Source organism: Aminobacter sp. MSH1 (assembly GCF_003071665.1).
Lineage (GTDB): Bacteria > Pseudomonadota > Alphaproteobacteria > Rhizobiales > Rhizobiaceae > Aminobacter > Aminobacter niigataensis.
In genome coordinates, this window is the sequence record NZ_CP026265.1 from 4,621,039 (window position 1) to 4,637,764 (window position 16,726).

18 protein-coding genes are annotated in these 16,726 nt (G+C 62.8%); 5 read left to right on the forward strand and 13 right to left on the reverse strand.

The window, feature by feature from the left end:
- Positions 1-6 precede the first annotated feature (6 nt).
- The 3 genes from CO731_RS22805 to CO731_RS22815 are packed head-to-tail and all read left to right on the forward strand — an operon-like array spanning position 7 to position 4,802.
- A complete protein-coding gene (locus CO731_RS22805) occupies positions 7-1,299 on the forward strand; it encodes a pitrilysin family protein (protein WP_108608937.1) in 1,293 nt (430 codons plus the stop codon).
- Between the two features lie 15 nt (positions 1,300-1,314).
- Entirely contained in the window at positions 1,315-1,911 is a 597-nt protein-coding gene (locus CO731_RS22810) for a GNAT family protein (RefSeq protein ID WP_108608938.1), read from the forward strand.
- 50 nt (positions 1,912-1,961) lie between these two features.
- Positions 1,962-4,802 carry an EAL domain-containing protein gene (locus CO731_RS22815; protein ID WP_108610006.1) on the forward strand — a complete coding sequence of 947 codons (2,841 nt, stop codon included), beginning with the start codon at positions 1,962-1,964 and terminating at the stop codon, positions 4,800-4,802.
- Here CO731_RS22815 and CO731_RS22820 read toward each other — a convergent pair.
- Complete coding sequence (locus tag CO731_RS22820; RefSeq protein WP_108608939.1) at positions 4,793-5,401, reverse strand: YqgE/AlgH family protein; 609 nt, start codon at positions 5,399-5,401, stop codon at positions 4,793-4,795. The two genes, CO731_RS22815 and CO731_RS22820, sit on opposite strands and share 10 nt — an antisense overlap.
- A gap of 147 nt (positions 5,402-5,548) precedes the next feature.
- Between CO731_RS22820 and CO731_RS22825 the strand changes: the two genes are divergently transcribed.
- Both CO731_RS22825 and CO731_RS22830 read left to right on the forward strand, forming a co-directional pair.
- The gene (locus tag CO731_RS22825) at positions 5,549-6,355 is read left to right on the forward strand and encodes a protein-disulfide reductase DsbD domain-containing protein (RefSeq protein ID WP_245439486.1); all 807 of its coding nucleotides are present in this window, start codon (positions 5,549-5,551) and stop codon (positions 6,353-6,355) included.
- 97 nt (positions 6,356-6,452) lie between these two features.
- Entirely contained in the window at positions 6,453-6,938 is a 486-nt protein-coding gene (locus CO731_RS22830; protein ID WP_108608941.1) for a peroxiredoxin, read from the forward strand.
- A 62-nt stretch (positions 6,939-7,000) separates the two neighbouring features.
- Here CO731_RS22830 and rnhA read toward each other — a convergent pair whose 3' ends face one another.
- From rnhA to coxB, 12 genes are all read right to left on the reverse strand, one after another.
- A complete protein-coding gene (rnhA, locus tag CO731_RS22835; RefSeq protein WP_108608942.1) occupies positions 7,001-7,450 on the reverse strand; it encodes a ribonuclease HI in 450 nt (149 codons plus the stop codon).
- Positions 7,447-8,409, reverse strand: a complete 963-nt coding sequence (locus CO731_RS22840; RefSeq protein ID WP_108608943.1) for a homoserine kinase — start codon at positions 8,407-8,409, stop codon at positions 7,447-7,449. The genes rnhA and CO731_RS22840 overlap by 4 nt, the downstream gene beginning before the upstream one ends.
- Positions 8,409-9,419, reverse strand: coding sequence for a 4-hydroxy-3-methylbut-2-enyl diphosphate reductase (gene ispH, locus CO731_RS22845; protein ID WP_108610007.1), 1,011 nt, complete (start codon positions 9,417-9,419; stop codon positions 8,409-8,411). Before ispH ends, CO731_RS22840 begins: the two co-directional genes overlap by 1 nt.
- Positions 9,420-9,589: 170 nt before the next feature.
- Positions 9,590-10,345 (reverse strand): SURF1 family protein, encoded by a 756-nt coding sequence (locus CO731_RS22850; RefSeq protein WP_108608944.1) that lies wholly within the window; start codon positions 10,343-10,345, stop codon positions 9,590-9,592.
- Entirely contained in the window at positions 10,342-10,728 is a 387-nt protein-coding gene (locus CO731_RS22855) for a DUF983 domain-containing protein (RefSeq protein WP_108608945.1), read from the reverse strand. Before CO731_RS22855 ends, CO731_RS22850 begins: the two co-directional genes overlap by 4 nt.
- On the reverse strand, positions 10,725-11,216 hold the full coding sequence (locus CO731_RS22860; RefSeq protein WP_108608946.1) for a L,D-transpeptidase family protein: 492 nt from the start codon (positions 11,214-11,216) through the stop codon (positions 10,725-10,727). The genes CO731_RS22855 and CO731_RS22860 overlap by 4 nt, the downstream gene beginning before the upstream one ends.
- Positions 11,217-11,298: 82 nt before the next feature.
- Positions 11,299-12,183: a cytochrome c oxidase subunit 3 gene (locus CO731_RS22865; protein ID WP_108608947.1), complete on the reverse strand. Its 885-nt coding sequence runs from the start codon at positions 12,181-12,183 to the stop codon at positions 11,299-11,301.
- Position 12,184: 1 nt separating this feature from the next.
- Positions 12,185-12,817: a cytochrome c oxidase assembly protein gene (locus tag CO731_RS22870; protein ID WP_108610008.1), complete on the reverse strand. Its 633-nt coding sequence runs from the start codon at positions 12,815-12,817 to the stop codon at positions 12,185-12,187.
- 8 nt (positions 12,818-12,825) lie between these two features.
- A complete protein-coding gene (locus CO731_RS29110) occupies positions 12,826-12,984 on the reverse strand; it encodes a hypothetical protein (RefSeq protein WP_183263637.1) in 159 nt (52 codons plus the stop codon).
- Positions 12,984-13,925: a heme o synthase gene (locus CO731_RS22875; RefSeq protein ID WP_108608948.1), complete on the reverse strand. Its 942-nt coding sequence runs from the start codon at positions 13,923-13,925 to the stop codon at positions 12,984-12,986. The genes CO731_RS29110 and CO731_RS22875 overlap by 1 nt, the downstream gene beginning before the upstream one ends.
- 75 nt (positions 13,926-14,000) lie before the next feature.
- Positions 14,001-15,650 carry a cytochrome c oxidase subunit I gene (gene ctaD / locus CO731_RS22880; protein WP_108608949.1) on the reverse strand — a complete coding sequence of 550 codons (1,650 nt, stop codon included), beginning with the start codon at positions 15,648-15,650 and terminating at the stop codon, positions 14,001-14,003.
- Between the two features lie 37 nt (positions 15,651-15,687).
- A complete protein-coding gene (gene coxB / locus CO731_RS22885; protein ID WP_108608950.1) occupies positions 15,688-16,560 on the reverse strand; it encodes a cytochrome c oxidase subunit II in 873 nt (290 codons plus the stop codon).
- Between the last annotated feature and the right edge of the window lie 166 nt (positions 16,561-16,726).

A 16,726-nucleotide genomic window follows, 5' to 3' on the forward strand; every position in this document is an offset into this window, starting at 1 on the left:
CTTAATATGGGTGTTGAGGTAAGCCGTCTGTCGAACGGCCTGACAGTGGCCACTGAAACACTTCCAAGCGTAGAGACCGTAGCTCTCGGCACATGGGTCAAGTCGGGTGCGCGCAACGAGCGCGACGACGAGCACGGCATGGCTCACCTGCTCGAACACATGGCGTTCAAGGGCACCAAGAACCGTACCGCCTTTCAGATCGCATCGCAGATCGAAAATGTCGGCGGCGAAATCAACGCCGCCACATCGGTCGAGACGACGTCCTTCTACGCCCGCGTCCTGGCCGACGACGTGCCGCTGGCGGTCGACATCCTGTCCGACATCCTCCAGGATTCCGAATTCGATCCCAACGAGCTCGAACGCGAGCAGCACGTCATCCTGCAGGAAATCGGCGCTGCGCACGACACGCCCGACGACATCGTCTTCGACCGCTTCACCGAAACCGCGTTTCGCCACCAGACGATCGGCCGTTCGATCCTCGGCACGCCCGAGACGGTACAGTCCTTCACCTCGGCACAGCTGCACGATTTCATGAACCGCCAGTACGGCGCCGAGCGCATGGTCGTGGTGGCTGCCGGCGACGTCAAGCATGACGATTTCGTCCGCCATGTCGAAAAGCGGCTCGGCAATTTCCGCTCCAAGGCCGAAAGCGCCATTCCGCAGTATGCGCAATATGTCGGCGGCGATTTCCGCGAAGATCGCGACCTGATGGACGCGCAGATCGTGCTCGGTTTCGAGGGCCGCGCCTATCACGTCCGCGACTTCTACGCCTCGCAGGTCCTGTCGATGATCCTCGGCGGCGGCATGTCGTCGCGCCTGTTCCAGGAAGTGCGCGAAAAGCGCGGTCTTTGCTACTCGGTCTATGCCTTCCACTGGGGCTTTTCCGACACCGGCATCTTCGGCGTCCACGCCGCGACGGGGCAGAGCGACATCGCCGAACTGCTGCCCGTCATCATCGGCGAATTGCAGAAGGCCGGCGACAGCATCCTGCTGGAAGAACTCGATCGCGCCCGCGCCCAGTATCGCGCCGGCCTGATCATGTCGGCCGAGAGCTGCTCCAGCCGTGCTTCGCAGATTGCCCGCCAGCTCCTGCTGTTCGGCCGCCCGATCGCCAAGGAAGAGCTGATGGAGCGGCTGTCGGCCCTGACTGTCGAGCGCCTGACCGATTTGTCGGCACGCCTGTTCTCTACCCGACCGACGATCACGGCGGTTGGCCCGGTCGGCACCCTGGCGCCTTACGAATCGATCCTCGACGCGCTGCCGGGCGCACAGTCGACCGCGCGCAAGCTCGCCGTCTGACCAGACTACACACGCATGTTTTCGTTCTCGCTCTTTCGCCGCGACACCCCGGCACTGAAGGGCGGACGCGTCAGCCTGCGGCTGCCGAACTGGCGCGACTACCACGAGTGGGTGGCACTCCGGGCTGAAAGCCGTTCGTTCCTGGAGCCCTGGGAGCCGCGCTGGGCACCCGACGAGCTGGATCGCTCTGCCTGGCGCATCCGCCTCTCGCGCTACAAGGACGAGTTCATCCAGGGTACGGCGGTCGCCTTCTTCATCTACGAGAATTCGAGCGGCAAGCTTGTCGGCGGCATCACGCTCGGCAACATTCGCTACGGCGTCGCCCAGACCGGACATATCGGCTACTGGATCGGCGAACGTTACGCCGGCCAGGGCTTCATGGTCGATGCCGTCAGGCTGGTGGTTCGCCATGCTTTCGATACGCTCCGGTTGCACCGGATCGAGGCTGCCTGTATCCCCGACAATGCGCGCTCTGTCCGCGTGCTTGAAAAAGCCGGATTCCGGCGCGAAGGACTTTTGCGATCCTACCTCAGGATCAACGGCGAATGGCACGACCACTATCTTTACGCACTGATCGCGGACGACCCGCAAGCTGTCACCATGAAGGCCTGAACTTGTCGAAGCATTTCCTGCTGGCGCCCCTGTTTGCGCTCATCGTTTCCATGATCGCCAGTGTCTGCGCGGTGTCGCCGGCACTCGCCGTGGAACCGATCAAGATCTCCCGTGACGACGTCGCGCTCAACCTCTCGGGCGCCGTCGAAATCTACCGGAATCAGGGCGAGAACTTCCAGGTTTCGACAGCGCCGGGCCTCGACGGCATCGTTCGCCGCATCGAGGTCGAGGCCAACGACAAGCGCTCGTCCGGCGACTGGGCGGTGTTCGCGCTCGCCAACACTACCGACCAGGTGATTGACCGCCTGATCGTTGCGCCGCATTTCCGGCTGGTCGGCTCAGGCCTGTTCTGGCCCGACCTCGGCTCAAGCCGCATCGCCGCCATCACGCCGAGCGAGGGTTTCGCCCTCGACCGCCAGGCCAGCCCCGACGCCGACGTGTTCCTGGTAACCCTCAACCCGAACTCGGTGGTGACCTTCATCGCCGAACTGGCCTCCCCCAAGCTGCCGCAGGTCTATCTGTGGGAGCCGGAAGCCTACAAGGACACGGTCAATTCCTACACGCTGTTCCGCGGCATCGTCATCGGCATCGCCGGCCTTTTGGCGCTCTTCCTGACCATCCTGTTCGTGGTCAAGGGAACCTCGATGTTCCCAGCGACAGCAGCCCTGGCATGGGCGGTGCTCGCCTACATCTGCGTCGACTTCGGCTTCCTCAACAAGGTTATCGAGGTATCGCCCGGGAACGAGCAGATATGGCGGGCCGGGACGGAGGTGGCGCTGGCAGGAACGTTCGTCGTCTTCCTGTTTGCCTATCTCAACCTCAACCGATGGCACGGCCATTTCAGCTATGGCGCCTTCGTCTGGATCATCGGCCTGCTGCTGATCGCCGGCGTCGCCATCATCGATCCCGCCGTTGCAGCCGGCATTGCGCGCATTTCCTTCGCCGCGACCGCCCTCACCGGCCTTGGGCTCATCGTCTACCTCAGCATCCGCGGCTACGACCGTGCCATCATGCTGGTTCCCAGTTGGGCGATGGTGCTGATCTGGCTGAGCGGTTCGTGGATGGCGATCACCGGCGTGCTCGACAACGACATCGTCCAGCCTGCCCTCGGCGGCGGGCTGATCCTCATCATCCTGCTCATCGGCTTCACCGTCATGCAGCATGCCTTCGCAGGCGGCGGGGCCCATCAGGGCCTGTTCAGCGACATGGAGCGGCAGGCATTGGCGATTTCCGGCTCCGGCGACATCGTCTGGGACTGGGACGTGCTGCGCGACCGCGTCGTCACCCGTCCCGACGTATCGATCCAGCTGGGCCTTGCGCCCAACAGCCTTGGCGGAGCCGCACGCAACTGGCTGCCCGTGCTGCATTCCGACGACCGCGACACGTTCCGCACGACGCTCGACGTCGTGCTGGAGCATCGCCGTGGCCGGGTGTCGCAGAGTTTCCGCCTGCGCGGAGCCGATGGCCACTATCACTGGTTCTCGCTCAGGGCGCGGCCGGTGATCGGCTCCGACGGCGAAGTGATCCGCTGCGTCGGCACGATGGTCGATGTCACCGAGCAGAAGAAGTCGGAAGAACGCCTCTTGCACGACGCCGTGCACGACAATCTGACCGGCCTGCCCAATCGCGAACTGTACATGAATCGGCTGGAGGCGATCATCTCGATTGCCCGCACGGAGGAGAAAGTGCGGCCGTCGGTGTTCGTCATCGACATCGACCGCTTCAAGCTGGTCAACGACGGACTCGGCATTTCCGCCGGCGACACGATTCTGTTGACCATCGCGCGGCGCCTGCACCGTCTGCTCAAGCCGAAAGACTCGCTGTCGCGCTTTGCCGGCGACCAGTTCGCCCTGATGCTGCTGTCAGAGCAGGACCCTACGCGCATCGCGGCCGTGGCCGACGCCATCAAGCAGGCGATCAAGGCACCGATCACCTTCGCCAAGCGCGAGATCGTGCTCACCGCATCTGTCGGCCTGATAACCTGGACCACAGCCCAGGCCTCGGCCGAAGACATGGTCAAGGACGCCGAGCTTGCCATGCACCAGGCCAAGCGTTTCGGCGGCGACCGCATCGAACCGTTCCGCCCGGCCTTCCGCACCGTGGGCACCGACCGCCTGCAGCTTGAGTCGGATCTCCGCCGCGCCATCGAGCGCAAGGAGTTCACGCTTGCCTACCAGCCGATCGTGCGGCTTGAGGATGGCACTGTCGCCGGCTTCGAAGCGTTGCTCAGATGGGACCACCCGCGCCGCGGCATGATCCCGCCGGGCGACTTCATTCCCGTTGCCGAAAGCTGCGGCCTGATCGTCCAGCTTGGCCTGTTTGCCATGCAACGCGCGGCCGACGACTTGGCCGAATGGCAAAAGCAGATCAACGACGCGCCGCTGTCAGTGTCGGTCAACCTGTCGAGCCGCCAGCTGATCCGCCGAGACCTCGTCAGCGACGTCCGTTCGGTCATCGCCCGGGCCAACCTCAAGCCGCGTTGCTTCCGCCTCGAACTCACCGAATCGCTGGTCATGGACAATCCCGAGCAGACCAACCATGTGCTGACCAAGCTGAAGCAGCTTGGCATCGGCCTGTCGCTCGACGATTTCGGCACCGGCTATTCGTCGCTGTCCTACCTGACCCGCTTCCCCTTCGACACCATCAAGATCGACAAGAGCTTCGTCGACGATACCTCGCCCAAGCGCGCCGTGCTGATCAAGTCGATGGTCAACATGGCTCACGAACTGGGGCTGTCGGTGGTCGCCGAAGGCATCTCGGACGAGAGCGACGCGCTCGAACTGCGCCAGATGGGCTGCGAGTATGTGCAGAGCTTCATGTTCGGCGCGCCGATCCCCGGCGACCAGGCTCTCAAGATGCTGAAGGAACAGTACCCGCTCGCTCAGGCGTGACCGGCGGCCGTGCTCAATCGCGCAAGGTCGATGCCCAGCGTAGCGAGAATGCGGTCGTATTTGCGGTCGATGTCGGCGTCGAACAGCAGTTCCGACGTTGCCGGGCAGGTCAGCCAGCCATTCTCGGCGATCTCGCTTTCAAGCTGGCCGGCACCCCAGCCCGAATAGCCCAGCGCCATCAGCGCATGGCGCGGCCCGCGTCCAGCCGAAATCGCGCGCAGGATGTCGACGGTTGCCGTCAGGCAGATCTCGTCCGAGACAGGCAGCGAGGATTCGACCTTGTAGTCGTCGGTGTGCAGCACGAAGCCACGGCTGCGGTCGACCGGCCCGCCATTGCGGACGATGAAGTCCTTGGCCTTCATCGGCAGCCGAATCGCTTCCTGCTCGTCGAGGATGCCGAGTTGCACCAGCAGATCGGGAAAGAGCAGCGGCTGGATCTGGTTGATGATCAGGCCCATGGCACCTTCGTCGCTATGGGCGCAAATGTAGATGACGGCGCGCGAAAACCTGTCGTCCTTCATCCCCGGCATGGCGATGAGGAACTGGTCGTCGAGAAAACCGCGCTGCGAGGCGCCCTTTTTCTGGCGTAAGAGGTCCATAGCCAAAGGTAACGCGTTTCCCGCCGTCTTGAAAGATAGCTCAAGGGGACTGCGGTTCACCTTTGGCCCATGGCGTCACGCAAAAATGATGGCGACGTGACGTGAAGGCATGTTGCGCTCTCAGCCGGAGACTATCAAATCACCGCCATGAAATTCACGCTCCCGATAGCCGCCTGCCTCGGCACTGCCTTTTTGGCCACAGGCCCCGCCCACGCATCGTCCTCTGTCTGGTTCGAAACCGACGGCGGCCGGTTTCGGCTGGTGACCACCGGCCAGCCCGATGCCTCTGGCAAGCTCCAGGGCGTGCTCGACATCGAGCTCAAGCCCGGCTGGAAAACCTATTGGCGCGATCCCGGCAATTCCGGCGTGCCGCCGCAGATCGACCTTTCGGCCAGCCGCAATGTCTCGGCGGTCGAAATCTCGTATCCCGCCCCCCAGCGCCACGACGACGGCTACGCCAAGTGGGCAGGATACGACTTCCCCGTCCGTCTGCCCGTCAGCTTCGCGGTTCCTGCCCCGGGCGAGCCTGCGGCAATCGTGGCCGACGTGTTCCTCGGCATCTGCGAAACCATCTGCGTGCCGGTGCAGGCGCGGCTGGAAGTCGACCCCGCCGCCGATCCCGGCAATGCGAATGATGCCGCGCTGGTAGCGGCAGCGCTCGACGCCCTTCCCTCAGCCGCCGAGCCGGACTTCGGCGCCACGCTGGCGCCAGCAGAGGGCGAGACGATCTCGATTACGGCAGCCGCACCCGGAGATCCCGAAGGTATCGATATTTTCGTCGCCGGCGTGGATGGCTATCAGTTCGGTACGCCTCAGCGCCACGAGGCGGCCGGCAAGATCAGCTTCTTGCTCAAAGTGCTCGAACGACCCACGGCAAAGCCTGCCGGCAAGGGCATTCCCTACACCCTGATCAGTTCGGCCGGCGCAGTCGAAGGCTTTCTGCCCTACCCCTGATCCCTCCGCCAAACCGCCAGCCATTGGATTACCGACGCATCTGCGCTAGTGGATCGGTGCGGCCACCCGATTTCAATCCACTGCCACGAGGACCAAAATGACCATTTCGATTGGCGACAAGCTGCCCAGCGCCACCTTCAAGACCATGACCGCCGACGGCGCCAAGAACCTTACCACTGAAGAAATCTTCGCTGGCAAGAAGGTCGTGCTGTTTGCAGTACCGGGCGCCTTCACGCCTACCTGCAGCAACAACCACCTGCCCGGCTATGTCGAGAACCATGACGCCATCGTGGCGCGTGGCGTCGACACCATCGCGGTGGTCTCGGTCAACGACGTGCACGTCATGGGCGCCTGGGCGCGCTTCAGCGGCGGCGAGGGCAAGGTCCTGTTCCTCGCCGACGGCAGCGGCGATTTCGCCCGCGCGACCGGCCTCGACCTCGACCTGTCGGCCGCCGGCATGGGCCTGCGCTCGAAGCGATTCTCGATGGTTGTCGAGGACGGCAAGGTCGCCCAGCTCAACGTCGAAGGCACGGCCGGTCAGGCGATCGATTCCGGCGCGGCCCGCATTCTCGAACAGCTCTGAAATGAAAATGGCGCGCTGCCTTCAGGCGGCGCGCCCCACTCAGGCCTGGCAGCAGCCCAGGCCTATGCCTTGCGGCCGTTCTTGAACGGCGCCATGCCCTCGCGCGCCAGTTCGTCGGCGCGTTCGTTCTCGGGATGGCCGGCATGGCCCTTGACCCAGTGCCAGGTCACCTTGTGGCGCCTGTTGGCCTCGTCCAGCGCCTGCCACAGCTCGCCGTTCTTCACCGGCTTCTTGTCGGCGGTCTTCCAGCCGTTCTTCTTCCAGCCGTGGATCCACTTCGAGATCCCGTCCATGACGTATTTGCTGTCCGTGTGCAGGTCGATCTCGCACGGCTCCTTGAGAGAGTTCAAGGCGGAGATGGCAGCCAGCAGCTCCATGCGGTTGTTGGTCGTCTCGGCCTCGCCGCCCGACAGCTCCTTGACCTTGGCCTTGTAGCGCATGATCGCGCCCCAACCGCCGGGACCCGGATTGCCCGAGCAGGCGCCATCGGTGAAAATTTCAACTTGCTTCATTTCAGTCCGTATTCCTGCGCGGACTTGATCGTCCTGTGGAAACGCATGCGGCGTATATATTCCGAAGGGTCGCGCTTCATGACCAACCCGCCATCCGGCACCGTCAGCCAGTCATACAGCCTCGTCAGCATGAAGCGCAGGGCCGACCCACGCGCCAGGATGGGCAGTGCCGCCTTCTCAGCTTCGCTCAACGGCCGGACGCTCTGGTAACCGTCGAGAAGTGCCGTGCCCTTGGTCAGGTTGAAGGAAAAGTCCTTCTCGAAGCACCAGGCATTGAGGCAGGTGGCGAGGTCGTAGGCGTAGAGGTCGTTGCAGGCAAAATAGAAATCGATCAGGCCCGACAGCCTGTCGCCAAGGAAGAAGACGTTGTCGGGGAACAAATCGGCGTGGATGACGCCGGAGGGCAGATCTTTCGGCCAGTTCTTCTCGAGCTCGGCAAAGTCCGCATCGACCTCCCTGGCAAGGCCGGGCTCAACCTCGTCGGCGCGCGGATGTGCTGCGTCCCAGAGCTTGCGCCAGCCGTCGATGGCGAGCGCGTTCGGCCGCGTCATGGCAAAGTCCTGGCCGGCGATGTGCAGTTCGGCCAACGCCCTGCCGACCTCGCGGCAATGCACGACCTGAGGTCGGCGCAGCCACATGCCTTCGAGGAAAGTGATGATGACGGCCGGCCGGCCGGCGAGCGTGCCGATGACATTGCCGTCCTTGCCATCAACGGGCAGCGGGCAGGACAGGCCCTTGTGGGCGAGATGCTGCATCAGGCCGAGGAAAAACGGCAGGTCGGACTTCTCGACCCGCTTTTCATAGAGCGTCAGGATGTACGAACCTGTCGTCGTATGCAGCAGGAAGTTGGTGTTTTCGGTACCCTCGGCGATGCCCTTGTAGGACAGCAGTTCGCCAACCGGATAGTTGCGCAGGAACGCCTCGAGCTCACCTTCGCCGACATCGGTATAGACAGCCATCAGGCGTTTCCGTTGACGAAGGCCATGTCGGCCGGCGTCAGCTCGACGTCGCGCAATACCCGCATCACAGGAAAGTCCTCCGTCTCGGTCGCCGTGATGGCGAGTTCCACGTTCACCTCGAAGCGTTCGCGGAACGCATTGATGATTTCGTCGACGATGATCTCCGGCGCCGAAGCGCCCGCCGAGAGGCCAAGCGTAGCGATGCCGCCGATGTCGTTCCACGGGATCTCCGACGCGCGCTGAACCAGCAGCGACATCCTGGCCCCTGCCCGCTCGGCAACTTCGACGAGGCGGCGCGAATTGGAAGAATTGGGCGCGCCGACGACGAGATAGAGGTCGGCGCCGGGAGCCGTTTCCTTCACCGCTTCCTGGCGGTTCGTGGTGGCATAGCAGATCGATTCGGCGGCAGGCGCCTGCATCTCCGGGAACTTCTCCTGCAGTGCCTTGAGGATACCTGCGGTGTCTTCCACCGAGAGCGTCGTCTGGGTGACAAAGCCGAGTGCTGCTGGATCAGCTGGCGTGAAGTTCCGGACGTCGGCCTCGGTCTCGATCAGTGTCACGGCGTCTTCATGCAGTTGCCCCATGGTACCGATCACCTCCGGGTGCCCGGCATGACCGATCAGCAGCACGTGACGTCCCTTGCGCTGGTGGCGCATGGCCTGCTTGTGCACCTTGGAGACCAGCGGGCAGGTCGCATCGAGATAGAACAGGTTGCGCGCCACGGCGTCCGCCGGCACCGACTTCGGCACGCCATGGGCTGAGAACACGACAGGCGCATCGTGGTGGTCGTCGGGGATTTCGCTCAGTTCTTCGATGAAGACGGCACCCAGGTTCTGCAACCCTTCGACGACGTAGCGATTGTGCACGATCTCGTGGCGCACATAGACAGGCGCCCCGTATTTCTTGAGCGCCAGCACGACGATCTGGATGGCGCGGTCGACGCCTGCGCAAAAGCCGCGCGGCTGGCAAAGCCTGATGGTCAGGGGCGGTTTTGCGAGGGTCTGGGGCATGTGATCCGGTTCTTTGTTCAGTGCCGAAATGATGTCTGCGGCCATGTGCTGTCAAGGGCGACTACAGCGCCGCGCGTCCCCTTGGACGCGCAAGGGACGCTGTAGCATTATGAAGTTGTGCATGATCCTTCCGAAAATCGATTTCGATCTTCGGGGTCATGCACTGGTGGTCATTTGCCTTCCGGCCGCCGCAGCAACCAGAAGCCCATGACGCCCAGCAGTGCCGCCGCCAGCCCGTACCAGGTGACCGCATATTGCAGATGATTGTTCGGCATCTCGACCATGGTAACGCCGCCCACCGGCAAGCCACCCGGGTTGGCCGTCTTGTCGGCATCGACGAAGAAGGGCAGCACCACCGCGTCCGCTGGCAGCCCCGCCGTTTTCGCCATGACACCGAGGTCCTTCCAGTAGAAGACGTTCTTCTTGAGGTCGTTGTCGGGCACTAGAGAACCCGGCTTTCCTTCGAGCGGATTGCGCGCCAGGCCGGCAATGCTGACGGGGCCAGTAACCTGGCCCACCGGCCGCTTGGCCGCATCCTTGAAATCGTACGGAACGAAGCCACGGTTCACCAGAACGTAGCGTCCATCGTCCAGCTTGAGCGGGGCATAGACATGAAAGCCCGACTGGCCTTGCCAGGTAGCGAGGAAATGCCGCTCGCCGGAATGCTCGAACGTTCCCGAAAGCGTCACCGGCCAGTAGTCGACATCGCCTGTAGCGCGGTACTTAACTTCCATCTCCGCCAATGGCAGCGGCGGCGATTGCGTCCGTTCGGTTATCTGGGCGAGCAGTTCCTCTTTCCAGTACAGCCGCTGCACCTGCCAGCTGCCAAGGGCGATCAGCAACGCGAACGACATGGTGCCAAGTACCAGCATCAACACATACCCGGAGCGGCGCGCCGGGGCAGGCAAGGTATTCTGTTCGGTCATTGGTCTTTGTCCAGGCGCCCTTCGGCGGCCTTGTTGCTGTACTGCAAGGTGATCAGCACACCCTTGATCAAGCGGAGCGAGCCGAGGCTGAGTATGAGGGTCAGCGGTATCCAGAGCAGCAGGTGGAGCCGTAGCGGCGGCGCCAGCGAAACCTCCATCCACAACGCCAGGCCGACAACGACGAAGCCAATGATCAGAATGACGAAGACTGCGGGCCCGTCGCCCGCATCGGCAAAGGAATAGTCGAGGCGACACACGCCGCATTGCTTGCCGACCGTCAGGAAGCTGGAAAACAGCTTGCCTTCGCCGCAGCGCGGACAGCGCCCCTTGAGCCCGGCAGCTATCGGCTCGACCGGCGGCCAGATCGCCTTGTCTTCGCTCATGGATTTATCTCGATGGGAGTGCCGTTTTCGACCATCTGCCAAATCTCCGCCATGTCCTCGTCGGTAACGGCGATACAGCCATTCGTCCAGTCGAACATCTGCATCAGCCAGGACCACCAGCCGAAACCCTTGGACTGGCCGTGGATCATAATCATTCCGCCGGGATCGACACCTGCCCTCATTGCCGCAGCCTTGTCGTTGGCGTTGGGATAGGAGATGTGGATCGACTTGGTGAAGGCGCTTTCGGGATTGCGCCAGTCAAGAACGTAGCGCCCTTCAGGCGTGCGTTCGTCGCCCTCCTGGCGCTTGTGGCCAACCGGATTGGCACCGAGCGCCACCGCATAGCTGCGCACGATCTTCTCGCCGGACATCAGTTCCATCAAGCGGTCCGACTTGTCGACCCGGACCAGATCTACGGCATCGGCGCGGGCCATGGTCACCGAGGCGATCAAGACGATCCAAGGAAAAGCGAAGCGGCTGATCAACATGCCGGATGCTTGGCGCAAGAAAGCGCCCAAAAAGAGAAGGCGGCCGCGTTGCCGCGACCGCCTTGTTCGAAAAATCAGGATATCAGTGAGCGATGGTGCCGCCTACCGAACCCCAGATGTAGATCGAGGCGAACAGGAACAGCCACACCACGTCAACGAAGTGCCAGTACCAGGCAGCAGCCTCGAAGCCGAAATGCTGCTTCGGCGTGAAGGCACCGCCCATCGCACGGAACAGGCACACCAGCAGGAAGATCGTGCCGATGATGACGTGGAAGCCGTGGAAGCCCGTCGCCATGAAGAAGGTCGCACCGTAGATAGAGTCCTTGAACGCGAACGGAGCGTGAATGTACTCGTAGGCCTGGACGAACGAGAACAGGATGCCGAGCGCAACCGTGATGGCAAGGCCGTTGACCAGGCCCTTGCGGTCACCGTGCAGCAGGGCGTGGTGTGCCCAAGTCACAGCCGTACCCGACAGGAGCAGGATGATGGTGTTGTAGAGCGGCAGGTGGAACGGATCGAGGATCTCGATCCCCTTGGGCGGCCACACGCCACCGGTAAACTCTGCGCGCATGACCTGCTGAGTGGCCTCGCCCGGGAACAGGCTGGCGTCGAAGAAGGCCCAGAACCAGGCGACGAAGAACATCACCTCGGAGGCGATGAACATGATCATGCCGTAGCGCAGGTGCAGCGACACGACGCGCGTGTGATGGCCTTCGTTGCCTTCCTTGATCGTGTCCGACCACCAGCCGTACATCGTGTAGAGCACGACCAGCAGGCCGATCGCGAAGATCCAGTAATTGGCGTTCGCGACGTTGAAGCCGAAGATCGGGAACTCGGCGCCCTTCATGTGCTGCATCCAGGCGACACCGCCGAACGCCATGATGAGCGCGCCCAGCGAGCCGAGGAACGGCCACGGACTTGGATCAATGATGTGGTAATCGTGATGTTTGGCGTGCGCGTCTGCCATATCAGCCCCCGGCTTTTCCGTCGGAATTAATAATTTTCGTTTCGCCGTCGACCTTGGGCGCGGCAGCTACGGGCTTTTCCCCCTCAATCGGGAAAAAGGTATAGGACAAGGTGATCGTCTTGATGTCCTTGAGTTCAGGCACATTGACGATTTCCGGATCGACAAAGAAGACGACCGGCATGTCGAGCGTCTCGCCCGGCTTCAGCGTGGTATCGGTGAAGCAGAAGCACTCGACCTTGTTGAAGTATGCGCCGGCGAGATCGGGCGTGACATTGAACGTCGCGCGGCCCTGGGTCGGCACATCGAAGGTGTTCTTTGCCTCGTAGTGGATCTGCGTCGTCTCGCCGATCTTGATCTGGACTTCGCGCGCCACCGGCTTGAAATCCCAAGGCAACCCGCCTGAAGTGTTGGCGTCGAAACGAACGGTGATCGTCCGGTCCAGGATCTTGTCGGAATACTGCTCGACGCGCTGCGTCGTGCCGCCGTAACCGGTGATCTGGCAGAACATGGCGTAGAGCGGCACCGCCGCATAGGCCATGCCGACCATGCCGCCGACAAAGGCGATGCACATGCCCGCAACCATCCGGTTGGAGCGCTGCTTCTTCGGGTCTACGGGCTGCGTTTCGGTGGGCATGCTTTCGCTCATAGCGGCCGATCCAGGATTGCCGGGCCGAACTTCGCGATCGTCGCGAGATAGAAGATGATAACGAGTGCCGCCAGCGCCAGGCCGATGGCGATGTTGCGGCTGCGGCGCGCCTTCTTCTGCTTGTCCGTGAGCGTTACCAGATTGTCATCCGACATCATGCACCTCCAAGCGCAAACACACGCTCGATGACGCTGTCGGCCAGATAGGCCGCAAAGATCACGAACAGGTAAAGTAGCGAATAGCCGAACAGCGCCTTGGCCGGCTTCATCACCCGGTCGCTGTCGGGCATGCGCAGCACCTTCCAGGCGTACCAGACAAAGCCGATGCCGAGCGCCAGCGAAACGACGCCGTAGCCGATTGTGGTGTAGCCGAGCAGCCATGGCGCCACGCCGACTGGCGCGAGCAGCAAAGAGTAGGCAAAGATCTGGCGGCGGGTCGAGGCCTCGCCGGCGACGTTCGGCATCATCGGGATACCGGCGCGCTCATAGTCCTGCGACTTGAACAGGGCCAGCGCCCAGAAGTGAGGCGGCGTCCACAGGAAGGTGATGAGGAAGAGCACGACGCTCTCGAAGCTTATGGCGCCGGTCACGGCAGCCCAGCCGATCATCGGTGGCAGCGCGCCGGCCGCGCCACCGATAACGATGTTCTGCGGCGTCCAGCGCTTGAGCCACATCGTGTAGACGACGGCGTAGAAGAAGATGGTGAAGGCGAGCAGCGCCGCCGACAGCCAGTTGACGAGAACGCCCAGCGTCATCACCGACAAGACCGACAGCACCAGGCCGAAGGTCAGCGCCTCGTGCGGCGTCACCTTGCCGGAAGGAACCGGCCGGTTGACGGTGCGTGTCATGACAGCGTCGATATCGGCGTCGTACCACATGTTGAGCGCGCCCGAGGCGCCGGCGCCGATGGCGATCGCAAGGATCGCCACGACGGCGAGGAACGGGTTGATCGTCACGGGCGCGGCAACCATGCCGACAAAGGCCGTGAAGACCACCAACGACATGACGCGGGGCTTCAGCAGGGCGAAGAAATCGCCCGCAGTTGCCTCCGACATGCGGAAGGTCTGGTCTTCAAACCGGTTGTGGACAAGGGCCATGCGTACTTACGTCCAGTCGTTCCGTTTGGCCGAAACCGCCGGTCGGGCCGGCGGCTTCGTGGTTCAGTCAGTGCCTTACTTGATCTTCGGCAGCTGTTCCCACTGGTGGAAGGGCGGCGGCGAAGGCAGCTGCCATTCGAGCGTGGTCGCACCCTCGCCCCACGGGCTGGCACCGGCGACGCGCTTCTTGGAGAAGGCTTCGAAGACGCCAAACAGGAAGATCAGCACGCCGACGGCGGAGATGTAGGAGCCGTAGGACGACACCATGTTCCAGCCGGCATATGCATCGGGATAGTCGATGTAGCGGCGCGGCATGCCGGCGAGACCGAGGAAGTGCTGCGGGAAGAAGACCAGGTTCACGCCGACGAACGTCACCCAGAAGTGGGTGTTGGCGATGGCCGACGAGTACATGTAGCCGGTCATCTTCGGGAACCAGTAGTACCAGGCCGCAAAGATCGCGAACACCGCACCCAGCGACAGCACGTAATGGAAGTGCGCGACGACGTAGTAGGTGTCGTGGAGCGAACGGTCGAGGCCGGCATTGGCCAGTTGCACGCCGGTGACGCCACCGACGGTGAACAGGAAGATAAAGCCGATCGCCCACAGCATCGGCGGCTTCATCGAAATGGAGCCGCCCCACATGGTGGCAACCCACGAGAAGATCTTCACGCCTGTCGGAACCGCGATGACCATCGTGGCGAAGACGAAGTAGCGCTGCGTGTCGAGCGAGATGCCGGTGGTGTACATGTGATGGGCCCACACGACGAAGCCGACGGCACCGATGGCGACCATGGCGTAGGCCATACCCAGGTAACCGAAGATCGGCTTGCGCGAGAAGGTCGAGACGATGTGGCTGACGATGCCGAAGCCCGGCAGGATCAGGATGTACACCTCGGGGTGACCGAAGAACCAGAACAGGTGCTGGAACAGGATCGGGTCGCCGCCGCCTTCAGGCGCGAAGAAGGCCGTGCCGAAGTTGCGATCGGTCAGCAGCATGGTGATGCCACCAGCCAGAACCGGCAGCGACAGCAGCAGCAGGAAGGCGGTGATCAGCACCGACCAGGCAAACAGCGGCATCTTGTGCAGCGTCATGCCCGGAGCGCGCATGTTGAAGATCGTGGTGATGAAGTTGATCGCACCGAGGATCGACGAGGCGCCAGCGATGTGCAGCGACAAGATCGCGAGATCCATCGCAGGCCCGGGCTGGCCCGAGGTCGACAGCGGCGGGTAGATCGTCCAGCCGCCACCCACGCCATGCGCACCCGGCGCGCTCGGCATGAAGGCCGAGATGACGAGCAGGATGAAGGCAGGCGGAAGCAGCCAGAACGAGATGTTGTTCATGCGCGGGAACGCCATGTCAGGCGCACCGATCATGATCGGCACCATCCAGTTGGCAAAGCCGCCGATCAGCGCCGGCATGACCATGAAGAAGATCATGACCAGGCCATGCGCGGTGGTGAACGCGTTGAACATGCTCTTGCCGGCATCGATCGCGGCATCGCCCTCGACGCCGTAGACCATCGAGGCCAAGCCGTGGAAAATCTGGATGCCTGGCTCGGCCAGTTCCCAGCGCATCATGACGGACAGGAAGCCGCCGACGCAGCCTGCCATGATCGCGAAGATCAGGTAGAGCGTTCCGATATCTTTGTGGTTGGTCGAGTACACCCACCGGACCCAGCCCTTCGGCTTGTGGTCGTGATGGTCGTGAGCTGCAGCGCCTGCCATGTTCCGCTCCGTTCCCTGATCCCTAATTCGCCGCGGCTCAGTTGCCGGCGGCCGCGACCTTGGCCGCACCGTCCGTCTCGGCCATCAGCGCCTTGTTGGCACCCGGCAAGTCGGTCCTCGCGGCAGCCAGCCACGTCGTATACTGTGCGTCGCTGACGACGCGGATTGCGATCGGCATGTAGGCGTGGTCCTTGCCGCAAAGCTCGGAACACTGGCCATAATACAGGCCTTCCTTGTCAGCCTTGAACCAGGTCTCGTTGATCCGACCCGGAACGGCGTCGACCTTGATACCGAAGGCCGGCATGGCGAAGGCGTGAATCACGTCCGATGCGGTGACCAGCACGCGGACGACCTGACCGACAGGCACGACCACTTCGTTGTCGACGGCGAGAAGGCGCGGATAGGCACCCCTGTCTTCCTTGCCGGCAGCCTTACGCTCTTCGGGCTTTTCCGAAAGCATCGCCGCATTGAACGAAAGCGGCTCTTCCGTCTGGTATTCGTAATCCCAGTTCCACTGGTTGCCGGTCGCCTTGATCGTCAGCTTCGGCTCCTCGACAGGCGAATACTGCGCGGTCAGAAGCTGGAAGGACGGAATGGCCAGGAACAGCAGGATCACAACCGGACCGACGGTCCAGACGACCTCGATCAGCGTGTTGTGGCTGGTGCGCGAAGGCACAGGATTGGCGCTCGCCCGGAACCGCCAGATGCAATAGGCCAGCAGGAACAGAACGAAGAGCGTGATCGGAACGATGAACCACAGCGTGTAGCGCTCGAACCAGGTGATCTGTTCCATGATGCCGGTCGCGGCCGGCTGGAATGTGGTCTGCCATTCTACCGGCTGCGCCGCATAGGCCGCGGCGCTGGCAAAGGAAGCAGTCGCCGCGACGGCGCTAGCAAGGATCTTTCTCATCACCCTCAGTATCTCCCATTTCCATGCGGTCTTGGCCGCAAGGACATCGTGCCGCTCCGGGACGGGAATCCCAGAGACGTTCGGAGGTTCAAACCATACTCTCTTTGTAACCGCAAGGAAGCAGAGGCGGAACTCATGCGGCATTTTTGCGCGCAGGCGGCAAGGC

Bases quoted from the DNA above. Each gene is read 5' to 3' on its own strand.
- CO731_RS22805 (WP_108608937.1), top strand. From the start codon at position 7: ATGGGTGTTGAGGTAAGCCGTCTGTCGAACGGCCTGACAGTGGCCACT.
- CO731_RS22810 (WP_108608938.1), top strand. From the start codon at position 1,315: ATGTTTTCGTTCTCGCTCTTTCGCCGCGACACCCCGGCACTGAAGGGC.
- CO731_RS22815 (WP_108610006.1), top strand. From the start codon at position 1,962: ATGATCGCCAGTGTCTGCGCGGTGTCGCCGGCACTCGCCGTGGAACCG.
- CO731_RS22820 (WP_108608939.1), bottom strand. From the start codon at position 5,401: ATGGACCTCTTACGCCAGAAAAAGGGCGCCTCGCAGCGCGGTTTTCTC.
- CO731_RS22825 (WP_245439486.1), top strand. From the start codon at position 5,549: ATGAAATTCACGCTCCCGATAGCCGCCTGCCTCGGCACTGCCTTTTTG.
- CO731_RS22830 (WP_108608941.1), top strand. From the start codon at position 6,453: ATGACCATTTCGATTGGCGACAAGCTGCCCAGCGCCACCTTCAAGACC.
- rnhA (WP_108608942.1), bottom strand. From the start codon at position 7,450: ATGAAGCAAGTTGAAATTTTCACCGATGGCGCCTGCTCGGGCAATCCG.
- CO731_RS22840 (WP_108608943.1), bottom strand. From the start codon at position 8,409: ATGGCTGTCTATACCGATGTCGGCGAAGGTGAGCTCGAGGCGTTCCTG.
- ispH (WP_108610007.1), bottom strand. From the start codon at position 9,419: ATGCCCCAGACCCTCGCAAAACCGCCCCTGACCATCAGGCTTTGCCAG.
- CO731_RS22850 (WP_108608944.1), bottom strand. From the start codon at position 10,345: ATGACCGAACAGAATACCTTGCCTGCCCCGGCGCGCCGCTCCGGGTAT.
- CO731_RS22855 (WP_108608945.1), bottom strand. From the start codon at position 10,728: ATGAGCGAAGACAAGGCGATCTGGCCGCCGGTCGAGCCGATAGCTGCC.
- CO731_RS22860 (WP_108608946.1), bottom strand. From the start codon at position 11,216: ATGTTGATCAGCCGCTTCGCTTTTCCTTGGATCGTCTTGATCGCCTCG.
- CO731_RS22865 (WP_108608947.1), bottom strand. From the start codon at position 12,183: ATGGCAGACGCGCACGCCAAACATCACGATTACCACATCATTGATCCA.
- CO731_RS22870 (WP_108610008.1), bottom strand. From the start codon at position 12,817: ATGCCCACCGAAACGCAGCCCGTAGACCCGAAGAAGCAGCGCTCCAAC.
- CO731_RS29110 (WP_183263637.1), bottom strand. From the start codon at position 12,984: ATGTCGGATGACAATCTGGTAACGCTCACGGACAAGCAGAAGAAGGCG.
- CO731_RS22875 (WP_108608948.1), bottom strand. From the start codon at position 13,925: ATGGCCCTTGTCCACAACCGGTTTGAAGACCAGACCTTCCGCATGTCG.
- ctaD (WP_108608949.1), bottom strand. From the start codon at position 15,650: ATGGCAGGCGCTGCAGCTCACGACCATCACGACCACAAGCCGAAGGGC.
- coxB (WP_108608950.1), bottom strand. From the start codon at position 16,560: ATGAGAAAGATCCTTGCTAGCGCCGTCGCGGCGACTGCTTCCTTTGCC.